General features: G+C 71.9%; 16 protein-coding genes. 10 read left to right on the top strand and 6 right to left on the bottom strand.

All coding sequences use genetic code 11. The features are described 5' to 3' along the window. The first annotated feature begins 179 nt into the window (after positions 1 to 179). The 7 genes from ACFY1J_RS01670 to ACFY1J_RS01640 all read left to right on the top strand — a co-directional run bounded on the left by ACFY1J_RS01670 (position 180) and on the right by ACFY1J_RS01640 (position 10,812). A complete protein-coding gene (locus ACFY1J_RS01670; RefSeq protein ID WP_390730386.1) occupies positions 180 to 1,562 on the top strand; it encodes a hypothetical protein in 1,383 nt (460 codons plus the stop codon). Between the two features lie 14 nt (positions 1,563 to 1,576). After that, on the top strand, positions 1,577 to 2,632 hold the full coding sequence (locus ACFY1J_RS01665) for a glutamate ABC transporter substrate-binding protein (protein ID WP_390706664.1): 1,056 nt from the start codon (positions 1,577 to 1,579) through the stop codon (positions 2,630 to 2,632). Positions 2,633 to 2,741: 109 nt separating this feature from the next. Continuing rightward, entirely contained in the window at positions 2,742 to 4,067 is a 1,326-nt protein-coding gene (locus tag ACFY1J_RS01660) for a hypothetical protein (protein WP_390730385.1), read from the top strand. A 6-nt stretch (positions 4,068 to 4,073) separates the two neighbouring features. Then, a complete protein-coding gene (locus ACFY1J_RS01655; protein ID WP_390730384.1) occupies positions 4,074 to 6,593 on the top strand; it encodes a tetratricopeptide repeat protein in 2,520 nt (839 codons plus the stop codon). Between the two features lie 3 nt (positions 6,594 to 6,596). Beyond that, on the top strand, positions 6,597 to 7,916 hold the full coding sequence (locus ACFY1J_RS01650) for a PP2C family serine/threonine-protein phosphatase (RefSeq protein WP_390706667.1): 1,320 nt from the start codon (positions 6,597 to 6,599) through the stop codon (positions 7,914 to 7,916). 118 nt (positions 7,917 to 8,034) lie between these two features. Beyond that, a complete protein-coding gene (locus ACFY1J_RS01645; RefSeq protein ID WP_390706668.1) occupies positions 8,035 to 9,381 on the top strand; it encodes a VWA domain-containing protein in 1,347 nt (448 codons plus the stop codon). 48 nt (positions 9,382 to 9,429) lie between these two features. Beyond that, entirely contained in the window at positions 9,430 to 10,812 is a 1,383-nt protein-coding gene (locus ACFY1J_RS01640) for an FHA domain-containing protein (RefSeq protein WP_390706669.1), read from the top strand. Between the two features lie 7 nt (positions 10,813 to 10,819). On the opposite strand, the gene ACFY1J_RS01635 is transcribed toward ACFY1J_RS01640, so the two are convergent. After that, positions 10,820 to 11,806: a methyltransferase domain-containing protein gene (locus ACFY1J_RS01635; protein ID WP_390730383.1), complete on the bottom strand. Its 987-nt coding sequence runs from the start codon at positions 11,804 to 11,806 to the stop codon at positions 10,820 to 10,822. Positions 11,807 to 11,908: 102 nt separating this feature from the next. Here ACFY1J_RS01635 and ACFY1J_RS01630 point away from each other — a divergent pair, with 102 nt between their 5' ends. The 3 genes from ACFY1J_RS01630 (at position 11,909) to ACFY1J_RS01620 (ending at position 14,314) form a co-directional block, all read left to right on the top strand. Next, positions 11,909 to 12,313 carry a globin gene (locus ACFY1J_RS01630; protein WP_390706671.1) on the top strand — a complete coding sequence of 135 codons (405 nt, stop codon included), beginning with the start codon at positions 11,909 to 11,911 and terminating at the stop codon, positions 12,311 to 12,313. 284 nt (positions 12,314 to 12,597) lie between these two features. After that, a complete protein-coding gene (locus tag ACFY1J_RS01625) occupies positions 12,598 to 13,329 on the top strand; it encodes an FtsX-like permease family protein (protein WP_390706672.1) in 732 nt (243 codons plus the stop codon). A gap of 34 nt (positions 13,330 to 13,363) precedes the next feature. Then, entirely contained in the window at positions 13,364 to 14,314 is a 951-nt protein-coding gene (locus ACFY1J_RS01620) for an ABC transporter ATP-binding protein (RefSeq protein WP_390706673.1), read from the top strand. 33 nt (positions 14,315 to 14,347) lie between these two features. On the opposite strand, the gene ACFY1J_RS01615 is transcribed toward ACFY1J_RS01620, so the two are convergent. From ACFY1J_RS01615 to ACFY1J_RS01595, 5 genes are all read right to left on the bottom strand, one after another. Further along, positions 14,348 to 15,049, bottom strand: a complete 702-nt coding sequence (locus tag ACFY1J_RS01615) for a hypothetical protein (RefSeq protein WP_390706674.1) — start codon at positions 15,047 to 15,049, stop codon at positions 14,348 to 14,350. Continuing rightward, the gene (locus ACFY1J_RS01610) at positions 15,046 to 15,471 is read right to left on the bottom strand and encodes an acyl-CoA thioesterase (protein ID WP_390706675.1); all 426 of its coding nucleotides are present in this window, start codon (positions 15,469 to 15,471) and stop codon (positions 15,046 to 15,048) included. The genes ACFY1J_RS01615 and ACFY1J_RS01610 overlap by 4 nt, the downstream gene beginning before the upstream one ends. Positions 15,472 to 15,473: 2 nt before the next feature. Next, entirely contained in the window at positions 15,474 to 17,138 is a 1,665-nt protein-coding gene (ettA, locus tag ACFY1J_RS01605) for an energy-dependent translational throttle protein EttA (RefSeq protein WP_390706676.1), read from the bottom strand. Between the two features lie 248 nt (positions 17,139 to 17,386). After that, positions 17,387 to 18,811: a Cys-Gln thioester bond-forming surface protein gene (locus ACFY1J_RS01600; protein WP_390706677.1), complete on the bottom strand. Its 1,425-nt coding sequence runs from the start codon at positions 18,809 to 18,811 to the stop codon at positions 17,387 to 17,389. A gap of 261 nt (positions 18,812 to 19,072) precedes the next feature. Next, on the bottom strand, positions 19,073 to 19,543 hold the full coding sequence (locus tag ACFY1J_RS01595) for a single-stranded DNA-binding protein (RefSeq protein ID WP_390730382.1): 471 nt from the start codon (positions 19,541 to 19,543) through the stop codon (positions 19,073 to 19,075). Between the last annotated feature and the right edge of the window lie 114 nt (positions 19,544 to 19,657).

Below are 19,657 nucleotides of genomic sequence, written 5' to 3'. Positions count from 1 at the left end.
TGCGGACAGCGCACCGCGCCGCAAGTCGACCGGACTGCGATCCGATCAAGATCCAGTGAAGGCCGGTGCGGAATGTCAGTCCGGGCAGCGATACTGGCGGCGAACGATGACCATGGGGGAGGTCAGCAGTGACACACCCGCCGACAAGCAGCACGGCACCACCAGGACCGGGGTCCGGCATGCCCACCGTGCCGGCCGTCCCGCCCCAGCCCCGACCCCCCGCGCCCGCGGGCCGGCCGGGGCAGCCGCGTCGTACGGCGTTCGCCGAGGGTGCCGAGCGGCTGCGCGCCGCGGCGACCACCGAACCCGGCCGGCTGCGCATCATCGGTGCCGTACTGGCCCTCCTGGTCGTCGCGTTCGGCGCGGTCACCGCCTGGCAGACGACCGACCGCGCGGCCGCCGCCGACGACGTGCTGCACAGCAGCCAGCCGCTCAGCTCGGACGCGGCCGACATCTACCGCTCCCTGGCGGACGCCAACACGGCCGCCTCCAGCGGCTTCCTGGCGGGCGGCCAGGAGACGGCCGCCGCCCGCGACCGGTACGAGAAGGACATCAGCACGGCCGCCGCCAAGCTGGTCACGGCGGCCGCGGCCTCCGACCCGGGCTCGCCCTCCGAGGCCGCGATATCCAAGCTCAACAAGCTCCTGCCGGAGTACAAGGGGCTGGTCGAGCGGGCCCGCACCTACAACCGGCAGGGCTATCCGGTCGGCGGCGCCTATCTGCGCTACGCCAACGACAAGATGCAAAGCGAGATGCTCCCGGCGGCGGAGGACCTCTACAAGAAGGAGAACAACAAGCTCAGGTCCGACTACGGGAACGCCACCCCCTACCCGTGGGCGGCGATCGCCCTCGGCGTTCTCGTCCTGGCCGCGCTCGCCTGGGCCCAGCACCGCAACTACCGGCGCACCAACCGGGTGCTGAACCACGGCCTGGTCGGCGCCACGGCCTTCGCGACGGTGGTCCTGCTGTGGCTGGTCGTCGGCCACAGCATCGCCCGCGCGGGCCTGAACGACTCCTACGACCACGGCGTGCGCTCGCTGAACGTGCTGCACGACGCCCGGATCGCCTCCCTCAAGGCCCGCGGCAACGAGAACCTGAGCCTGGTGGCCCGCGGCGCCGAGACGATCACGGTCGGCGACACGACGTACGACGCGTTCTACTACGACTTCGACAAGGACATGAAGGCCCTGGGCAAGGGTCTGACCGAGGCGGAGCGGCTGGCCGACGATCAGGTGGGCAGCAAGCCGGTCAAGGCGGCCGAGGGCAATATGACGGTGTGGAAGCAGCGCCACGCCTCGGCCCGTACCGAGGACGAGAACGGCAACTACCAGCAGGCGCTGGACAAGGTGATCGGCGCCAAGGGCGCCACCGGCGAATGCTTCGACAGTGTCGACGACAACCTGAAGACCGCGATCGCGCACGAGCAGGCCGAGTTCGGGCAGGCGGCCGGTGACGGCCGGGACGCGATGACCGGACTGCCCATCGGTGCGGCCGTGCTGGCCGTCCTGGGCGCCGCGGGCGCACTGCTCGGCATCGGGCGCAGGCTTTCGGAGTACCGGTGAAAGGGGGCGTGACGATGAGCGCACGCAAGGGCTTTTTTCGCCGTGTGCGGGCCTCCCTGCGCGGCTGGGGCGGAGTGGGCGCGATGGCGGTCGTCTGCGCCGTGGCGCTGGCGTTCGCCCTGCTGCTGCCGCTGACCCAGACGCACGGCGACGGGGACGGCGCCGCGGGCCTCGGCGGCCAGGGCGTGGCCAACGGCAGCCAGGCGCGGGCGGACGGCTGCAAGGACTCGGAGGCCCAGAAGCAGACGCTGTCCCCGTCCGGCGCGGACGGCACGACGATCGACGCGATCAAGGCCCGCACGGGCGCGAAGCGGAAGCTGATCGTCGGCGTCGACCAGAACAGCTACCACTGGGGCTACCGCAACCCGAACAACAAGGACACGGAGCTGGAGGGCTTCGACATCGACCTGGTCCGCCGGATCGCCCAGGACATCCTCGGCGACCCGAACGCGGTCCAGTTCAAGGCGATCCCGACCAGCCAGCGCATCCCGGCGATCCAGGACGGCCGGGTCGACATGGTCGTGCGCACGATGACCATCAACTGCGACCGGCTGGACCAGGTCGCGTTCTCCGCCCCGTACTTCAAGACGGGCCAGACGGTCCTCGCGCCCAAGTCCTCGTCCATCACGGGCTACGACAAGTCGCTGGCGGGCAAGAAGATCTGCACGGCGTCGGGGTCCACGGCGTTCGCCAAGCTGGACGCGGACAGCAAGGCCGGCAAGCCGGTCTCCTCGGCCGACATCGACCACAGCGTGCCCAACCAGCTCGACTGCCTGGTGCGGCTGCAACTGGGCGAGGTCGACGCCGTGGTCACCGACGGCGCGCTGGCCGCGAGTCAGGCCGCCCAGGACCCGACGGTCGCCCTGAAGGGTCCCGCCTTCACCACCGAGTACTACGGCGTGGCGATGAAGAAGGATGCCGACGATCTGGTACGCCGGGTCAATCAGATCCTGGTGGGCTACCGCGCCAACGGCTGGCAGGCGTCGTACGACAAGTGGCTGTCGGCGACACTGGGGGAGGACGCGACGCCGTCGAAGCCGCCCGCGCCGGAATATCTGCGCAAGAGCTGACCGGGCGTCACCCGGGCGATCTCCGGGCAGACCTTCGGGAAGACCTCCGGTCGAACGGATCGCGAACACACAGCCGACACAGACCCCACACAGCAGCGAGAGGTGATCGATGGGCGTCACGGACCCCGCCGGGCCGGTGATGGACCGGGACGAGGTGGACCGTGCGCTGGCGCGGCTCGGCGCGGAGCACGAGGCGATCGAGAGCTCGCTGCTCGCCCTTCAGGACCACGCGGGCCGCAGACTCCTCGAAGGCGCCGAGCTCACCGGCACGACCAAGGAGCGCTGGACGGCCGCGGAGGCGTCGATCACCCTGCTGTGGGCGTACTTCGACGCGTACACGGCCGCGCTGCGCAGCGCCCGGGAGATCCGCGCCCGGCGCCGCTGGTCCAGCCGCGAGGACCTGCTGGAGCTGACCGAGCTGCTGCGCGGCGAGTCCGTCACGGTCGCGGGCAGCGCCACGGCGACGGCGAACGCGCCGACGCTGCTGTCCGCGGCAGGCCGGCTCAGCCAGCAGTTCACGCTGGCGGCGCTCGTGGAGCGGATGAACGAGCTGTACGCGAGCTCGCTGGACATGGTCGTGGCCGCCGACGCGGTGTGGTCGGCGCTGCCCGCCCGCATCGATTTACTCGCCGCGGAGCTCCAGCGCACCCGCAAGCTCGCGCACTCCGTCGGTGTGCGCCCCGGCGAGCACCCGTCCGGCGACGACCTGGAGCGGATCACGCGCACGCTGACGAAGCTGCGCGAGGAGGTCGTCTCCGATCCGCTCGCCTTCTGGGTGCCGGCGCCGGGCAGTTCGGCTCCGGGCGGCGGCCGTCCGGACACGACGGTGTACGACCGTGAGGCGCGGGCCCTGGAGGAGGTACGGCGGGAGATCGACGCCGTGCTGACGGTCCGGCAGGACGCCGAGCAGCGCCTGGTCAAGCTGCGGGACGTGCTCTCCCGCGCGGACCGCACGCTCGCCGAGGCGCGCACCGCGCGCGGCGAGGTCCTCGCGAAGATCGCCGCCACGGAGGTGCCGGTCGTCAGCGGGCCGCCGACCGTGCTGCAGGAGCAGTTGGCGACCGCCGCCGAGTACCGCAGACAGGCCCAGTGGCACCGTCTGTCCCCGCTCCTGGAGTCCCTGGAGCAGAAGGCGGAGGACGAACTGCTGCGCGCCCGCGAGTCGTTGACCGCGGTGACCGCGCCGCTGGCGGTCCGCGCCGAGCTGCGCGGCCGTCTCGACGCGTACAAGGCGAAGATCGCCCGGCACGGACTCGCGGAGGATCCGTTCCTCGTCGAGCGGTACGACGCGGCGCGCCGCATGCTGTGGAGCGCGCCGTGCGACCTGCGCGTGGCCGAACAGGCCGTACTGCGTTATCAGCAGGCGGCGGCCGAACTGCTGGGCGCCCCGCGGGTGCCGGGGCAGGGCGGGCCTCAGGACCGGAGGGGGGAGTAGCCAGCCATGAGTCAGGCAGGGCAGACATGTCAGCGGCCCGGCTGTGAGGGGTCGTACGAGGACGTGGGCGGCGGTGAGCTGTACTGCGACACGTGCGGTCTGGCTCCCGTCGTCTCCGCCAACGGAATGGTCGGTTCGCCGCCCACCGGGATCAGCGGCAGCGGCAAGGACTCGGCGGGCAGCGCCGGTTCGCGTGCCAGCGCCCGCAGTTCGCGTACGTCGTCGCAGTCGTCGAAGTCGCGGCGTTCGGTGTCGGGGCGGCTGTCGCGCTCGGTGTCGGGCAAGTCCACCGGCCGCTCGGTGTCGGTGCGCAGCTCCGGCTCCGCCTCCGGCTCGTCCGGGCGTGCCCGGCTGGGCGCCGGGCTGGTGACGGTGCCCCAGGTGCCGCGGCCCGACCCGCGCGCGATGGTGCTGGAGAACCCGGAGGTGCCCGAGCGCAAGCGGTTCTGCTCGCGCTCGGACTGCGGGGCGCCGGTGGGGCGGGCGCGGGGTGAGCGCGAGGGCCGTACGGAGGGCTTCTGCACCAAGTGCGGCAACCCGTACTCGTTCGTGCCGAAGCTGAAGTCCGGCGACATCGTGCACGGCCAGTACGAGGTCGTGGGCTGTCTGGCGCACGGCGGTCTGGGCTGGATCTACCTCGCGGTGGACCGGGCGGTCTCCGACCGCTGGGTGGTGCTCAAGGGCCTGCTGGACACCGGTGACCAGGACGCGATGGCGGCGGCGATCTCCGAGCGGCGCTTCCTCGCGGAGATCGAGCACGCCAACATCGTGCGGATCTACAACTTCGTGGAGCACCTCGACCAGCGCACCGGCTCGCTCGACGGCTACATCGTCATGGAGTACGTCGGCGGCAAGTCGCTGAAGGAGATCGCCAACACGCGCCGCACGCCGGACGGCAGACGGGATCCGCTGCCGGTGGAGCAGGCGTGCGCGTACGGCATCGAGGCCCTGGAGGCGCTCGGCCATCTGCACAGCCGCAATCTGCTCTATTGCGACTTCAAGGTCGACAACGCGATCCAGACCGAGGACCAGCTCAAGCTGATCGACATGGGCGCGGTGCGCAGGATGGACGACGACGAGTCGGCCATCTACGGCACGGTCGGCTACCAGGCGCCGGAGGTAGCGGAGGTCGGCCCGTCGGTGGCGAGCGACCTCTACACCGTCGGCCGCACGCTCGCCGTGCTGACCTTCGACTTCCAGGGCTACACGAACGTCTTCGTGGACTCCCTGCCGGACCCGGACAACATCGAGGTCTTCCGCCAGTACGAGTCCTTCTACCGGCTGCTGGTCCGCGCCACCGACCCCGACCCGGCGCGCCGGTTCGCCTCCGCCCAGGAGATGTCCGAGCAGCTGACGGGTGTGCTGCGGGAGGTCGTGTCGCTGCAGACGGGGCGGGCGCGGCCCGCGCTGTCGACGCTGCTCGGGCCCGAGCTCAAGGTCACCGACACGGAGTTGTTCCCGAAGCCGGACGGGGACGTGTCGCGGCTGGGGGCGAGAGAGGTGCCGTCCGGGAAGCGGAGAGCCTCCGGACGGCAGGGGGCCTTTGCCGCGCCCGCTCCGGCGTCCCCGAACGGCGCGACCGGACTCGTCAAGCCGGTCGCCACGCCCGCCGCCGCCCTGGCGCTGCCCGTTCCGCTGGTGGACCCCTCGGACCCCAACGCCGGTTTCCTGGCGGGTCTGATGGCCTCCGCGTCGGGTGAGCTGCTCGGCGCGCTGGCCGCGGCTCCGCAGCAGACCGTCGAGACGCGGCTGCGGCAGATACGTGCCCGGCTGGAGAACGACGACTCCGAGGCCGCGCTGATGTCCCTGGCGAAGCTGGAGGACGAACAGCCCGACGACTGGCGGGTGGTGTGGTACCGGGGCGTGACCTCGCTGGTCACCGGTGACTTCGAGGCAGCCGCGCTCGCCTTCGACGCGGTCTACGACGCCTTCCCCGGCGAGCCCGCGCCCAAGCTGGCGCTCGGCCTGTGCGCGGAGGTGCTCGGCCAGCTGGACAACGCCGCGGAGTACTACCGGCTGGTGTGGTCGACCGACCCGAGCTATGTGAGCGCGGCGTTCGGCCTGGCCCGCGTGCAGCTCGCGGCGGGGGACCGGCGCAGCGCCGTACGGACGCTGGAGTCGGTCCCGGAGTCCTCGATCCACTACACGGCCGCGCGGGTGGCCGCCGTACGGGCGCGGCTGCGGCAGCGCACGGCGACGGCCGGGGACGCGCCGTTCCTGGAGGACCTGACGGCCGCCGCCGGACAGGTCGAGGCCCTGGACGCATACGGTCTGGACCCGGCACGGCGCGAGCAGTTGTCGGCGGAGGTGCTCGGCAGCGCGCTCGACTGGATACTCTCCGGTGGCCAGGGCGCACAGCCTCCCGCGGGCGGACGGGTGCTGCTCGGCAGCGGCCTGGACGAGCGGGGCCTCCGCTTCGGTCTGGAGCGCTCGTACCGCACGCTGGCCCGGCTCGCGCCCGGCGGCGAGGAGAGGATCGACCTGGTGGAACGGGCCAACCGTTACCGCCCCCGGACGTGGGTGTAGTTGATGTCGCAGATGCCCCAGCAGGCCGCACCGTCGAAGTGCCCGAACTGCGCGGAGCCGCTTGAGCCGGGTGACCGTTTCTGCGGTGCGTGCGGGTACGACCTGTCGGTGGTGCCCACGCCGCCGCAGGACCACCCGACGCTCGCCATGAACGGCGCCGGCGCGTCCGCGGACGGTATGCCCTGGCCCGTCGCGCCCGAGCCGTCCGGCTCCGACACACCGGCGGCGGTGCACCTGCCGACGGACCTCCCGGGGACCGACTCGGGGGGCTCGCCGCTGTCGCCCGCGTCGGGCTCTCCCGTGTCTGCGGCCTCGGGCGTACGGTTCGACCGGCTGCCGGAGCCCGAGGAGTACCCGCTGCAGGCACCGGACCCGCGGGTGGCCGCCGACCTCGCCGCCGGCGGGGAGAGCAAGGTGTGCGTGGCCTGCCGGGCGGGCCGGGTCGACAGCGACGGCTACTGCGAGAACTGCGGGCACGCGCAGCCGCGCGAACGCGACCACATGGAACAGGAGTCCGGCCCGGTCGCCGCGGTCAGCGACCGCGGGCTGCGCCACCACCGCAACGAGGACGCCTTCGCCATCGGCCACACCGCGCTGCCCGACGGCACGCCCGCGTCCGTGGCGATCGTCTGCGACGGCGTGTCCTCGGCGACCCGTCCCGACGACGCCTCGCTCGCCGCGTCGCAGGCGGCCGGCGAGTCGCTGCTGGCCGCCCTGCCGCGCGGTACGCATCCGCAGCAGGCGATGCACGAGGCGATCGTCGCGGCCTCGCACGCGGTCAACGCGCTGGCCGACGAGCCCGCGACGGCCCGTGAGCACGCCCCGCACCAGAACGCCCCGGCCTGCACGATCGTCGGCGCGGTGGTCACCTCCGGTCTGCTGATCGTCGGCTGGGTCGGCGACAGCCGCGCCTACTGGGTGCCGGTGGACCGCAGTTCGCCCCCGGCCCGGCTCACCGAGGACGACTCCTGGGCCGCGCAGATGGTCGCCGCGGGCCTGATGAGCGAGGCGGAGGCGTACGCCGACGAGCGCGCCCACGCGATCACCGGCTGGCTCGGCGCGGACGCCTATGAACTGGAGCCGCACACCGCCGCATTCAAGCCGGACCGGCCGGGCGTGGTGGTGGTCTGCACCGACGGCCTGTGGAACTACGCGGAGGCGGCGGAGGAGATGTCCGAGGCCATCCCGTCGGACGCCGCCTCCCGCCCGTTGCACAGCGCCCGGGTCCTGGTCGGGCACGCGCTGGACGGTGGGGGCCACGACAACGTAACAGTGGCCGTCGTCCCGTTCCCCGCGCCGCCGCAGGGGGCAGGATCGGCCTGAGGCCGCATACGGAGCCAACAGTCACATACGGGGAACCCTGAGCGGACCGGAGGGGACCGGTCCGCATACAGTCGTCACCCACGCAACTGGTGGGGTCAGAGGGGGATTCAGAGCAGTCATGGCCAATTTCTCGAAATCGAACGTGCCGCAGTTCTCGATGGACGTGTACCAGAACGAGTACCTGCCGGAGAGCGGCCGCGAGGTCAACGCGATCGTCACCGTGACGGCGACGGGCGGCGGCACCATCGGGAGCGCGGTCGGCGCGCCGCATCTGTACTCGGCCGGGCAGGGCCCTTCCGCGGCCGTGGCGATCATGGTCGACTGCTCGGGCTCGATGGACTACCCGCCGACCAAGATGCGCAACGCCCGCGACGCCACGGCCGCCGCGATCGACACCCTGCGCGACGGCGTGCACTTCGCGGTGATCGGCGGCACGCACGTCGCCAAGGAGGTCTACCCCGGCAACGGACGGCTCGCCGTCGCCGACGCCACCACCCGCGACCAGGCCAAGCAGGCGCTGCGCAAGCTCAGCGCCGGCGGCGGTACGGCCATCGGCACCTGGCTGCGGCTCGCCGACCGTCTGCTGTCCTCGGCGGACGTGGCCATCCGGCACGGCATCCTGCTCACCGACGGCCGCAACGAGCACGAGTCACCCGAGGACCTGCGCGCCGCGCTCGACTCCTGCGCCGGACGCTTCACCTGTGACGCCCGGGGCGTGGGCACCGACTGGGAAGTGAAAGAAGTCACAGCAATCGCCTCCGCCCTGCTCGGCACCGCCGACATCGTCGCCGACCCGTCGGGCCTCGCCGCCGACTTCACGCAGATGATGGAGACGGCGATGGGCAAGGAGGTCGCGGACGTCGCCCTGCGGGTGTGGACGCCGGTCGGCACGGCCATCAAGTTCGTCAAGCAAGTGGCGCCGACGGTGGTGGAGTTGACGGACCGTCGCACGGAGGCGGGCCCGCGCGCCGGGGACTACCCGACCGGCTCCTGGGGAGACGAGTCCCGTGACTACCACATCTGCGTCGAGGTCCCCACGGCCGGTCTCGGCCAGGAGATGCTGGCCGCCCGGGTCTCCCTGGTCGTACCGCAGCCCGACGGATCCGTGCAGAACCTCGGCGCCCAGGGCCTGGTGAGGGCCGTGTGGACCGACGACATGGTCGCGTCCACCTCGATCAACCCCCAGGTCGCCCACTACACCGGCCAGGCCGAACTGGCACAGGCCATCCAGCAGGGGCTGGATCTTCGCAAAGCGGGCGATATGGACGGAGCAACGGCCAAACTGGGCCGGGCCGTTCAGCTCGCGAGCGCCTCCGGGAACGCCGATACTGCGAAACTGCTTGCGAAGGTGGTGGACGTGGTGGATGCCGCGACGGGTACTGTGCGACTGAAGGCGAAGGTCGCGGAGGCCGACGAGATGACCCTCGAGACCCGGTCCACAAAGACTGTTCGTGTAAAGAAGTGACCTAGAGCGAGCTCAGGAAGATCCTGACAGAGAGGGGGAAGCGCCGACATGCCGACCTGCCCGAACGGACACCAGTCGGGTTCCGACGACTGGTGCGAGGTCTGCGGTCACCGCATGGCCGGTGCCGTACCTCCGCCTCCTCCGCCGCCGGCCGGCGGCGGATACGGCTTCCCGCCACCGCCTCCGGGCGGCCCCGGCGGACGCCCCGCCGGCCGACCGAACCTGTCCGCCGTGCCGGACCTGGAACCGGAGCTCTGCCCGCAGTGCCGTACGCCCCGCGAGGGCGGCGCGCCGTTCTGCGAGGAGTGCCGGTGGAACTTCCTCACCAACACGGCCACCTCGTACACCCCGGCCGCCCCTCCGCGCCCTGCCGGGCCCGGCCAGGGGGCCCCGCGTTTCCAGCCGCCGCCCGGCCAGTCCTACGGCGCTGGTGACTCGTACGAGTACCAGGGCTCCCGCCCCTCGCAGATGAACCGTCCCGCGGAGCCGATCCCGCAGTTCGGCAGCGAGCCGTCCGGGCCGACGCCGTTCGGCGGCGAGCGCGGCCAGGGCGGTCCGCCGCCCTTCGGCGAGCGCGGCCCCGGCGGCCCCGGCCCCTCGGCGTTCGGCGGCGGGCAGGGTCCCTCCGGCCGCCCGGACTTCGGCGGGGGCCAGGCTCCCGGCGGTCCGCCGCCCTTCGGCCGTGAGCCCTCCGGTCCGTCCGGTCCTCCCGGGCCGCCCGGTGCCCCCGGCGCCTTCGGCGGCGACCCCTCGCGGCCGGTTCCGCCGCCCCCGGGTCCCGGTGCCACGGCGGGTGGCCCTCCGCAGGCCTTCCAGCAGCCCGGCCCGCCCGCGCCCCCGGCCTTCCCGCAGGAGACCGGCCGTCCGCAGGCCGGCGGTCCGTCCTTCGGCGGCGGTGACGACGACTGGGTCATCTCCCCGCCGTCCACCGGCCCGTCCGGCCAGGGCGGTGGCTACGGCTACCCGCAGCCCGGCGCCACCCAGGCCCCGTCCGGCCCCGCCTTCGGGCAGGTGCCGCAGGGGCCGGTCACCTGGACGGCGACCATCGGCCCGGACCGCGACTACTTCATGGCGATGATGCAGCGCTCGGGGCCGGAGGCCACGGGTCTCAACCTGCCCGCGTACTCGCCAGAGCAGCAGCGCACGCTCACCGGCAACCAGGTCACCATCGGCCGCCGCCGCCACTCCACCGGCGACACCCCCGACATCGACCTGGCGGTGCCGCCGGAGGACCCGGGCGTCTCGCACCAGCACGCGGTCCTGGTCCAGCAGCCGGACGGCACCTGGGCGGTCGTCGACCAGAACTCGACGAACGGTACGACGGTCAACGGCTCGGAGGAGCCGATCCAGCCCTTCGTGCCGGTGCCGCTGCAGGACGGGGACCGGGTGCACGTGGGCGCCTGGACGACGATCACGATCCGGCGCGGCTGAGCGCCGGTCAGTCCGGGAGGGGCCAGGCGTACGGCCCCTCCGGGTCGTCCAGCCATGCCCACGCGCGTTCGGCGCCGACCGTGATGCCGTAGCGCTCGCGCTCCGGCATGCCCTCGTGGTCCCAGAGCACGTACGCCTCCCGCGGCTCCAGGGCGCCCCGGGTCAGGTCCAGCAGGAACCGGAACAGCTCGTGTCCCCGGGCCCGGCGCGGCACTCCGGCCAGGGGCGGCGGCTCCGCCTCGGACCGGTGCTCGCCGCGCAGCGGCACGAAGTAGGCGGGCGTGTGCAGGAAGCGGCCCTCGGCGTGTCCGCTGTCCCGCACGGTCAGCGCGATCAGACCGGTGGACAGCGGTGCCAGGATCCGGGCGCCGGGGCCGCACTGCGCGAGCCAGGCGCGCGGGACCGTCGGCAGGGTGCAGGTCGCGATGATCCGGTCGAAGGGGGCGCGCCCGGGGACTCCGCGCGCTCCGTCGCCGGTGACCACCACCGGGTGGTACCCGGCCGCCGCCAGGTGCTGCCGGGCCGACTCGGTGATCTCCGGATCCAGGTCGACGGTGGTGACGAGGTCGTCGTCGCCAAGCCGGTGGGCGAGCAGGGCCGCGTTGTAGCCGGTGCCCGTGCCGATCTCCAGGACCCGGTCGCCGTCCCGCACCCGCAGCGCGACCAGCATGTCCGCCATCAGCGAGGGCTGGCTGCTGGACGTGACCAGCTCGCCGTCGCGCACCCGCGTGGCCAGCGGGCTGTCCGCGTAGGCACCGCGCACCCAGCGCTCGCGCTCCCCCGGATCGGGGCTCTCGCTCCAGCAGCGCTCATAGCCGCCCAGGACGCCGATGTAGTAGTACGGCACGAAGAGGTGCCGCGGCACCTGCTCGAAGGCCTCCCGCCACACCGGGTCCTCGTCCCAGGCGCCGCTCGCGTCGATCTCCCGCACCAGCGCCGCCCGCGCCGAGGCGGCGATGTCGTCCAGGTCCCTGCCGGGAGCGTGCGCACCCATGGGTCCACTGTGCGGCGCCGGACGACGGGAGGCGAGCACGGGCGGATGTCCGCCGGTCCTACGCCTTGAGTCCTGGGTCACCCGGTCTGAGACCATGTACGGGTGAACGAGATTCGGCGCGGCACACTTCAGGAGCAGACCTTCTACGAGCAGGTCGGCGGCGAGGAGACCTTCCGCCGGCTGGTCCACCGGTTCTACGAGGAGGTGGCCGCGGACCCGTTCCTGCGGCCGATGTACCCGGAGGAGGACCTGGGCCCGGCCGAGGAACGACTGACCCTGTTCCTGATGCAGTACTGGGGCGGCCCGACGACCTACAGCGACAACCGCGGCCACCCCCGCCTGCGCATGCGCCACGCCCCCTTCACGGTCGACCGGGCCGCGCACGACGCCTGGCTGAAGCACATGAGGGTGGCCGTCGAGGAGCTCGGCCTGTCCGAGGAGCACGAGCGGACGCTGTGGAACTACCTGACGTACGCGGCGGCCTCGATGGTGAACACCCCGGAGTGAGCACGGCGGTGCTCCCCGCCCGGATGAGCGTCGGATTCCGGTCGTAGGACGCCGGAATCCGGTCACGATCCGGTCAAGTCCGGTTCTCAAGCGCTTACCCCCGAGCGGCCCCCTCTGTCAGCATCGCCGGAAGGTCTGGAAGTCCGGACAACACGGGGGCAGGTGACGGGGTTCGTCCTTTTACGCGCACGGACGGGTCTTGGCGCCTTCCGGGAGGGCAGTTGAGGCGCCCGGGGAACGGGGACCCGAGCGCGGGCCCTCTGCCCGCCCTTGCCTCGCCGTCCATGGCACAGGCCTACGGCACCCGTCGTCCCTTCCCGGTGCGGCTGGAGGACGGCAGCTCGGTGGCCGTCCGGATCACGGGCGTACGGTCCCGGACCCCCGCCTTGACCGGAACGGACTTCCTGATCGTGGACCGCGCCGGACTGAGCTCCACGGCCGCCCGGCCGACGGCGCTGCTGCTGACCGGCGAGCACCTGGTCGCCGGGGCGCTGCGCAGGGCGGCGGGCGCCTCGGGCTCGGTCCATGTGCGGGCGCAGGAGCGGGCACGGTTCACCGACTCGCCGCTCCAGTCCGGTGCCGAGCGGGTGTACACGACGGCGGCGGTGGCCGGCGCCGGGTACGCCGTCCTGGCCCTGCTCCTCGCCCTGCTGCGCACCGCCCCCGAACGCGCCGCCCTCCTGGCCCGCCTGCGCACGATGGGCCTCACCCGGTCCCAGGGCCGCCGCCTTCTCGTCCTGGAGTCCCTCCCTCAGGCCTTCCTTGCCGCGGCCGGCGGCGCCCTGACCGGCTGGGCCGCCATCCGTCTCCTCGCTCCCGGTGTCGACCTGACCACCATCGCCCTGGCCTCGGCCCGCACCCCGGTCGGCCAGGCCGAACTGCACACCGACGCCCTGTCGCCGACGGTGCCGGCGATCACCGTCGTGGTGGTGGCGGTGGGGGCCTCCGGAGTACAGGCCTGGTGGACCGGACGGCGGGGCTCGGTGACAGAGCTGAGAGCAGGGGATGCGCGATGAACCGAGGGGCCAGTCCGACCGTCCAGGAGAGCCGATGACGACCAACCCCACCCTTGCCGATCTCGCCGACCGGGCCGCCGAGGCCCGCAACCGCCCGGCCTACGGCCATGACGCCCTGATCACCTGCGACCGTCTCGTCCAGATCTTCTCCACCGCCGGCGTGGAGGTGCAGGCGCTCCAGGGCCTGGATCTCCTGGTCCGTGAAGGAGAGTTGATGGCCCTGGTCGGTGCCTCCGGCAGCGGCAAGTCCACGCTCATGAACATCCTCGCGGGACTCGACACCCCCACGGCCGGATCGGCCAAGGTGGCGGGCAGGGATCTGCTCGCCATGACCGCCAAGGACCGGCTGGCCTACCGCCGCGAGGTCGTCGGCTTCGTCTGGCAGCAGACCTCCCGCAATCTGCTCCCCTATCTGACCGCGGCCCAGAACGTCGCCCTCCCGCTCCAGCTGTCCGGTACCCGCACACCCCGCCGTGCCCGGTCCGAGCGCGCCCTGGCGCTCCTGGAGCTGCTGGGGGTCGCCGACTGCCGCGACCGCCGCCCGCGCGAGATGTCCGGCGGACAGCAGCAGCGCGTCGCCATCGCCGTGGCCCTCTCCGGCTCCCCCGCGGTGCTGCTGGCCGACGAGCCGACGGGTGAGCTGGACTCCCACACGGCCGCGCAGATCTTCGACGCCTTCCGCAGGGCGAACGAGCAACTGGGCACCACGGTCGTGATCGTCACCCATGACCGGGCGGTGGCCGGAGAGGTCCGCCGCACGGTCGCCATCCGCGACGGCCGCACCTCCACGGAGGTCCTGCACCGCAGCGAGGTCGACGCGACGACCGGCCACGAGACGGTGGTCGCCCGCGAGTACGCCATGCTCGACCGCGCCGGCCGCCTCCAGCTGCCCGCCGAGTACACCCGGGCCCTCGGCATGCGCGACCGCGTCGCCCTGGAGCTGGAACCGGACCACATCGGAGTGTGGCCTGACGACAGCGAATGATCACCGGCCGGAGCCGAGGGCGGTGAGTGCCGCTCAGCGGACGCTGACGTCCAGCGCGCCGAGTCCCGCCCTGCGCACGGCGATCGAACCGTAGGGCGTGCGCAGCCTCAGCCACGCGCTGGAGGACAGGAGCGCCAGTGACGGCTCGCCGGTCGGGTGCGCGGTGCCCGGCGGGGTGGGCGTCCGCAGGAATCCCAGCGACTGGGCCGCGTGCACGGCCCGTACCGGCAGAGGGGTCTCGCCGACCGTGCGGGACCAGATCTCCCGCCCGACCCGGTCGAGTTCGGCGCGCGTACGCCGCTCCGGCGCCAACTCCTGCGTACGGGACCGGAATTCGGCGACCGCCGCGCCGACCATGGCACGCAGGGCATCCGGTGCCGGCAGCCCGGGCTCGGCGCGCCAGCCGCCGCGCGGCGGAAGGACTCCCGCCCACGGCGGCCCGGTCACCGCGGCCGGGACGACGGCCGTGGCCGCCGACTCGTCCACGGACTCCAGGAACTCACCGGCGGACACGGTCACGTCGAGCGTGGCGTCGAGCCCGTTCTCGTACGGCTTCGCCAGCCGCACGGCGCGGATCGCCAGCACCTCGAAGGACGGTGGCCGCCCGAACACGGCGAGCGTCTTCCCCGCCGCCTGGAGGCGTACCGCCGCTCCACGGTCGTAGTGGAGCAGCCGGGAGAGGAAAGCCGCGAGGTCCGCCGCTTCCCCCTCGTCGGCGAGGTGGAGCACCGTCATGCGGCGACGGCCTCCTCCTCGCTGTCGGCGGCCTTGTCGTCCGTGTACTCCTGGAGGAACTCCCGCTCCTCCGCGGTGATCCGGCGCGGCCGCTGCGCCTGGAAGTCGAACGGCACGATCACCGTGGACGCCCGGACATAGACCAGGTCGTCGTCCTTCACCTCGTAGGTGAGGGTGAAGGACGCCGCCCTGATCTCCGTGACCCACAGCTCGATGACCACCGGCGCGTGCCGGTGGACGAGCTGCCGCTTGTAGTCGATCTCGTGGCGCGCCACCACGGACCCCTGCTTGAAGTCCTTCTCCGGGCGGAACAGGAAGTCGATACGGGCTTCCTCCAGGTAGCGGAGGAACACCACGTTGTTGACGTGGCCGTACGCGTCCATGTCCGCCCAGCGCAGCGGGCAGTGGTAGATGTGCCGCAAGGTCAGCCCCGGGTCAGCTTCTTGTAGGTGGCGCGGTGCGGACGTGCGGCGTCCGGTCCGAGCCGCTCGATCTTGTTCTTCTCGTACGACTCGAAGTTGCCCTCGAACCAGAACCACCGGGACTCGCCCTCGTAGGCGAGGATGTGCGTGGCGACGCGGTCCAGGAACCACCGGTCGTGGGAGACGACCACGGCGCAGCCCGGGAATTCGAGCAGGGCGTTCTCGAGGCTCGACAGGGTCTCGACGTCGAGGTCATTGGTCGGCTCGTCGAGGAGCAGCAGGTTGCCGCCCTGCTTCAGGGTGAGCGCCAGGTTGAGACGGTTGCGCTCACCGCCGGAGAGGATGCCGGCCGGCTTCTGCTGGTCCGGGCCCTTGAAGCCGAAGGCGGAGACATAGGCGCGCGAGGGCATCTCGACCTGGCCGACGTTGATGTAGTCGAGTCCGTCGGACACGACCTCCCACAGCGTCTTCTTGGGGTCGATGTTGGAGCGGCCCTGGTCGACGTAGGAGATCTTGACGGTCTCGCCGACCTTGATGTCGCCGGCGTCCGGCGTCTCCAGACCCTGGATCATCTTGAACAGCGTGGTCTTGCCGGCGCCGTTCGGGCCGATCACGCCGACGATGCCGTTGCGCGGCAGGGTGAAGGACAGGCCGTCGACGAGGATCTTCTCGCCGAAGCCCTTGTGGAGGTCGTTCACCTCGACCACGACGTTGCCCAGACGCGGGCCCGGCGGGATCTGGATCTCCTCGAAGTCCAGCTTCCGCATCTTGTCCGCCTCGGCCGCCATCTCCTCGTACCGCGCGAGACGGGCCTTGGACTTGGCCTGGCGGCCCTTGGCGTTGGAGCGCACCCACTCCAGCTCTTCCTTGAGGCGCTTCTGCCGCTTGGCGTCCTTCTGGCCCTCGACCTTGAGACGGGTCGCCTTGGTCTCCAGGTACGTGGAGTAGTTGCCCTCGTACGGGAAGGCGCGGCCGCGGTCGAGCTCGAGGATCCACTCGGCGACGTTGTCCAGGAAGTACCGGTCGTGGGTGATCGCCACGACGGTGCCCGCGTACTTGGCGAGGTGCTGCTCCAGCCAGTTCACCGACTCGGCGTCGAGGTGGTTGGTGGGCTCGTCGAGGAGCAGCAGGTCGGGCTGCTCCAGCAGAAGCTTGCACAGGGCGACGCGGCGGCGCTCACCACCGGAGAGGTTGGTGACGGCCCAGTCGCCGGGCGGGCAGCCCAGGGCGTCCATGGCCTGCTCCAGCTGGGCGTCGAGGTCCCAGGCGTTGGCGTGGTCGAGCTCCTCCTGGAGCTTGCCCATCTCGTCGAGCAGCGCGTCCGAGTAGTCGGTCGCCATGAGCTCGGCGATCTCGTTGAACCGGTCGAGCTTGCCCTTGATCTCGGCGACACCCTCCTGGACGTTCTCCAGGACGTTCTTCTCCTCGTTCAGCGGGGGCTCCTGCAGCAGGATGCCGACGCTGTAGCCAGGCGAGAGGAACGCGTCACCGTTGGAGGGGTGCTCCAGCCCCGCCATGATCTTCAGCACGGTCGACTTACCGGCACCGTTCGGACCGACGACGCCGATCTTGGCACCCGGAAGGAAGCTCAGGGTGACATCGTCGAGAATCACCTTGTCGCCGTGCGCCTTGCGCGCCTTGCGCATGGTGTAAATGAACTCAGCCAAGAGAAACCGTCCGGCAGCTTGAAATCTGGCAGTGGGCAGATACACCCCATCTTGCCGCATGGCCGGGCACCGGTGAAAACCGGCTGGTGACCGTCGGTCGTCGGGGTGGGGGCGGGCCCGGCGCCGTGTGGGGGCGGGCCGGGGTCGTTTGTTCGGGGAGTCACCACTCGGTCACTCGCTGTTGAGTTCTCAAGGTGCAGTCATGCTCGTGCGGTGCCGCTGGTGCCGTATCGCTCGTGTCGCACGGCTCAGTCCCCCGCCGGTGTCTCCCGCTTGCGGAGCAGGACGAGGGCCGCGCCGCCGATCACGACGAGGGCGATGGCCACGCCGGCTATCACGGGGGTGGCGCTGGTGCCGCCGGTGGCGGCGAGGTTGGTGCCGCCGGAGGTGCCGCCCACCGAGGCCGGGCTCGGCTCGCTGAGCGTCTGGGTGGACTCGCCGCCCGCGCTGCCCTGGGTCTTGCAGTCGAGGACGCCGCTGAAGCGCTGCGCGAAGCCGTTCGGCCCGGTGATCGTGAAGTCGTAGGCCTGGTCTTCCTGCAGCGGGATGGTCACGGTGCGTGAGGTGCCCGCCGGGATGGAGTACTCGGTGCCCATCAGCTCGAAGGTGAAGGGCTTGTCGCCCTTGTTGGCCGCGCTGATGTCCACTCCGCCCACGGCGCAGTTCTTCCGGGCCGACAGCGCGGGTATCGCGCCCTTCTCCGCCCAGGTCGCACTGGCCGTGGCGGAGACCGTCGACTCGCTGGAGCCGGCCAGGATCTGGGTCTGGCTGCGGCTCTCGGAGGCGAAGGCGCGGCCGACCGGCACGGTGGTCGACGCCTGCACGGTCAGCTCGGCCGTGCCGTCGGCGGCGTCCTCGGGGATGTCGAAGAACAGCCGGCTGCCGTCCTGCGCCGAGGTGATGACCTTGCCGGTGCCGTCGACGATCCGGACACCGCTGGTGGCCGCGTTCGCCGGTGGCGTCACCGTCACCGCGCGTGCGTTGGTGTGGACCGTGACCGGTCCGACCCGGCCACCGGGGCGGCCGGAGACGGCGGGCGGGTCGAGGGTCAGCGAGGCCTTCGGCTCGGCCAGGCCGCGTGCGCTCTTCTCGAGGTAGTCGGCGAGCTTCTCGGCCTGCGGGTCGACGGCGTCGACGTGCGCTCCGTCCGAGTAGCGCCAGATGGCCACCTGGGTGCCGGCCGCGGCGTCCTGTTCGGTGAGGCCGGTGACGCCTGCCCGCCCGGCGAGTGCCGCCAGGTCGTTGACCTGCGGGTAGGAGTTCTGCAGGATCCAGCGGATCTTGCCGGCGGCCTTGTTGGTGCCCAGCGAGGTGCTGCTCCAGGGCGTCTCCTGGTACTTGGCGTCCTTCTGCGTGGGGTTGTGGATGTCGACGCAGTACGTCTGCAGGGTGCCGCCGCCCTCCACCGACATCTCGAACAGGCCCGCGGCCACCTTGAGGTCGCTGCCGCCCTCGTGGACGACGGCCTCGCCGTAGGTCTTCGGTCCCTCGATGGTGGCGGTCGCCCCGCCCTGGTTCTGCGGGGTCCCCTGCGCGGCGGCCGCGCCGGCCCCTGCCAGCACACCGGCGGCCACGAGCGCGGACACCAGCGTCGCTGCGGCGAGGCGGGCCGCACCTCGTCCGCGCGCGGACGGCGTGGACGTACCGGAGAGCCCAGAGAACGCAAGATGCACGGAATTCCCCTTCGAGCAGGACCCTTTGACGTGGGGGGTGCGGGTCCTACCAGCAGAATCAGCAGCCCCGAGAGCTACGCCCGGCATCCTAAGGATCAGGCGCACCAGCCTTGCCGGTCCTATGGTCGGATGACCGATCCGAATCGGAATCGTTATCGCGATGACAGTCCGTGAGCAGGGCTTATCGATAAATCCACCGGGTCGTTCGGAGCGCATTCGCCGATAAGCCGCAGTTCGGTCAACCGGCCAATGTGGCTGACATCACGTCACCGCTGCGGTCTCGGCGTGCTGTTGTGCCTGGGACTCCCCCGACTCCCCCGTCGGCGTCTCCCAGTTGGGCTCGGGTCGCGGCGGCGCCGACGCTGCCTCGGGTTTGGCCGCGCGGCGGAAGAGCGCGGTGCCGCGCGCCAGGTCATGGCCGATCGCCACCGCGTCGATGTCCGCCGACGCCCAGTTCGGCTGCCCCTCGCGTGTCTCCGTGCGCACCTTCAGCCTGCCCTGGACGACGACGGGTTCGCCCACGTTCAGCGAAGCCGCCGCGTTGACCGCGAGCTGCCGGTTGGCCCACACCGTGAAGAAGTTGGTGTGCCCGTCCGTCCAGACGCTCTTCTCGCGGTCCCAGTAACGCGACGTCACCGCCATCCGGAAGCGCGCCGACGGACCCGAGGCCAACTCCCGGTACACCGGCTGCGTCGCCACGTTGCCCACCACACAGAGCACCGTCTCGTTCATCGTGAATCCCTCCCTCGCCCGGGTCTTTGACGCCGGGCCGGCATGCGTACGGGCCCGTCCCGTACGGCTGCGTCTGCTGCCGCGACCGCCTTCGTCCTCCGTCGCGATCGCCGC

Origin of the sequence: Streptomyces sp. NPDC001406 (genome assembly GCF_042895285.1) — a bacterium.
Taxonomy (GTDB): domain Bacteria; phylum Actinomycetota; class Actinomycetes; order Streptomycetales; family Streptomycetaceae; genus Streptomyces.
Note: the sequence above shows the minus strand (reverse complement) of the source record. Positions and strands in the feature narration are given on the sequence as shown.

Bases quoted from the DNA above. Each gene is read 5' to 3' on its own strand.
- ACFY1J_RS01660 (WP_390730385.1), top strand. From the start codon at position 2,742: ATGGGCGTCACGGACCCCGCCGGGCCGGTGATGGACCGGGACGAGGTG.
- ACFY1J_RS01650 (WP_390706667.1), top strand. From the start codon at position 6,597: ATGTCGCAGATGCCCCAGCAGGCCGCACCGTCGAAGTGCCCGAACTGC.
- ACFY1J_RS01665 (WP_390706664.1), top strand. From the start codon at position 1,577: ATGAGCGCACGCAAGGGCTTTTTTCGCCGTGTGCGGGCCTCCCTGCGC.
- ACFY1J_RS01615 (WP_390706674.1), bottom strand. From the start codon at position 15,049: ATGACGGTGCTCCACCTCGCCGACGAGGGGGAAGCGGCGGACCTCGCG.
- ACFY1J_RS01595 (WP_390730382.1), bottom strand. From the start codon at position 19,543: ATGAACGAGACGGTGCTCTGTGTGGTGGGCAACGTGGCGACGCAGCCG.
- ACFY1J_RS01620 (WP_390706673.1), top strand. From the start codon at position 13,364: ATGACGACCAACCCCACCCTTGCCGATCTCGCCGACCGGGCCGCCGAG.
- ACFY1J_RS01670 (WP_390730386.1), top strand. From the start codon at position 180: ATGCCCACCGTGCCGGCCGTCCCGCCCCAGCCCCGACCCCCCGCGCCC.
- ACFY1J_RS01625 (WP_390706672.1), top strand. From the start codon at position 12,598: ATGGCACAGGCCTACGGCACCCGTCGTCCCTTCCCGGTGCGGCTGGAG.
- ACFY1J_RS01640 (WP_390706669.1), top strand. From the start codon at position 9,430: ATGCCGACCTGCCCGAACGGACACCAGTCGGGTTCCGACGACTGGTGC.
- ACFY1J_RS01655 (WP_390730384.1), top strand. From the start codon at position 4,074: ATGAGTCAGGCAGGGCAGACATGTCAGCGGCCCGGCTGTGAGGGGTCG.
- ACFY1J_RS01635 (WP_390730383.1), bottom strand. From the start codon at position 11,806: ATGGGTGCGCACGCTCCCGGCAGGGACCTGGACGACATCGCCGCCTCG.
- ACFY1J_RS01645 (WP_390706668.1), top strand. From the start codon at position 8,035: ATGGCCAATTTCTCGAAATCGAACGTGCCGCAGTTCTCGATGGACGTG.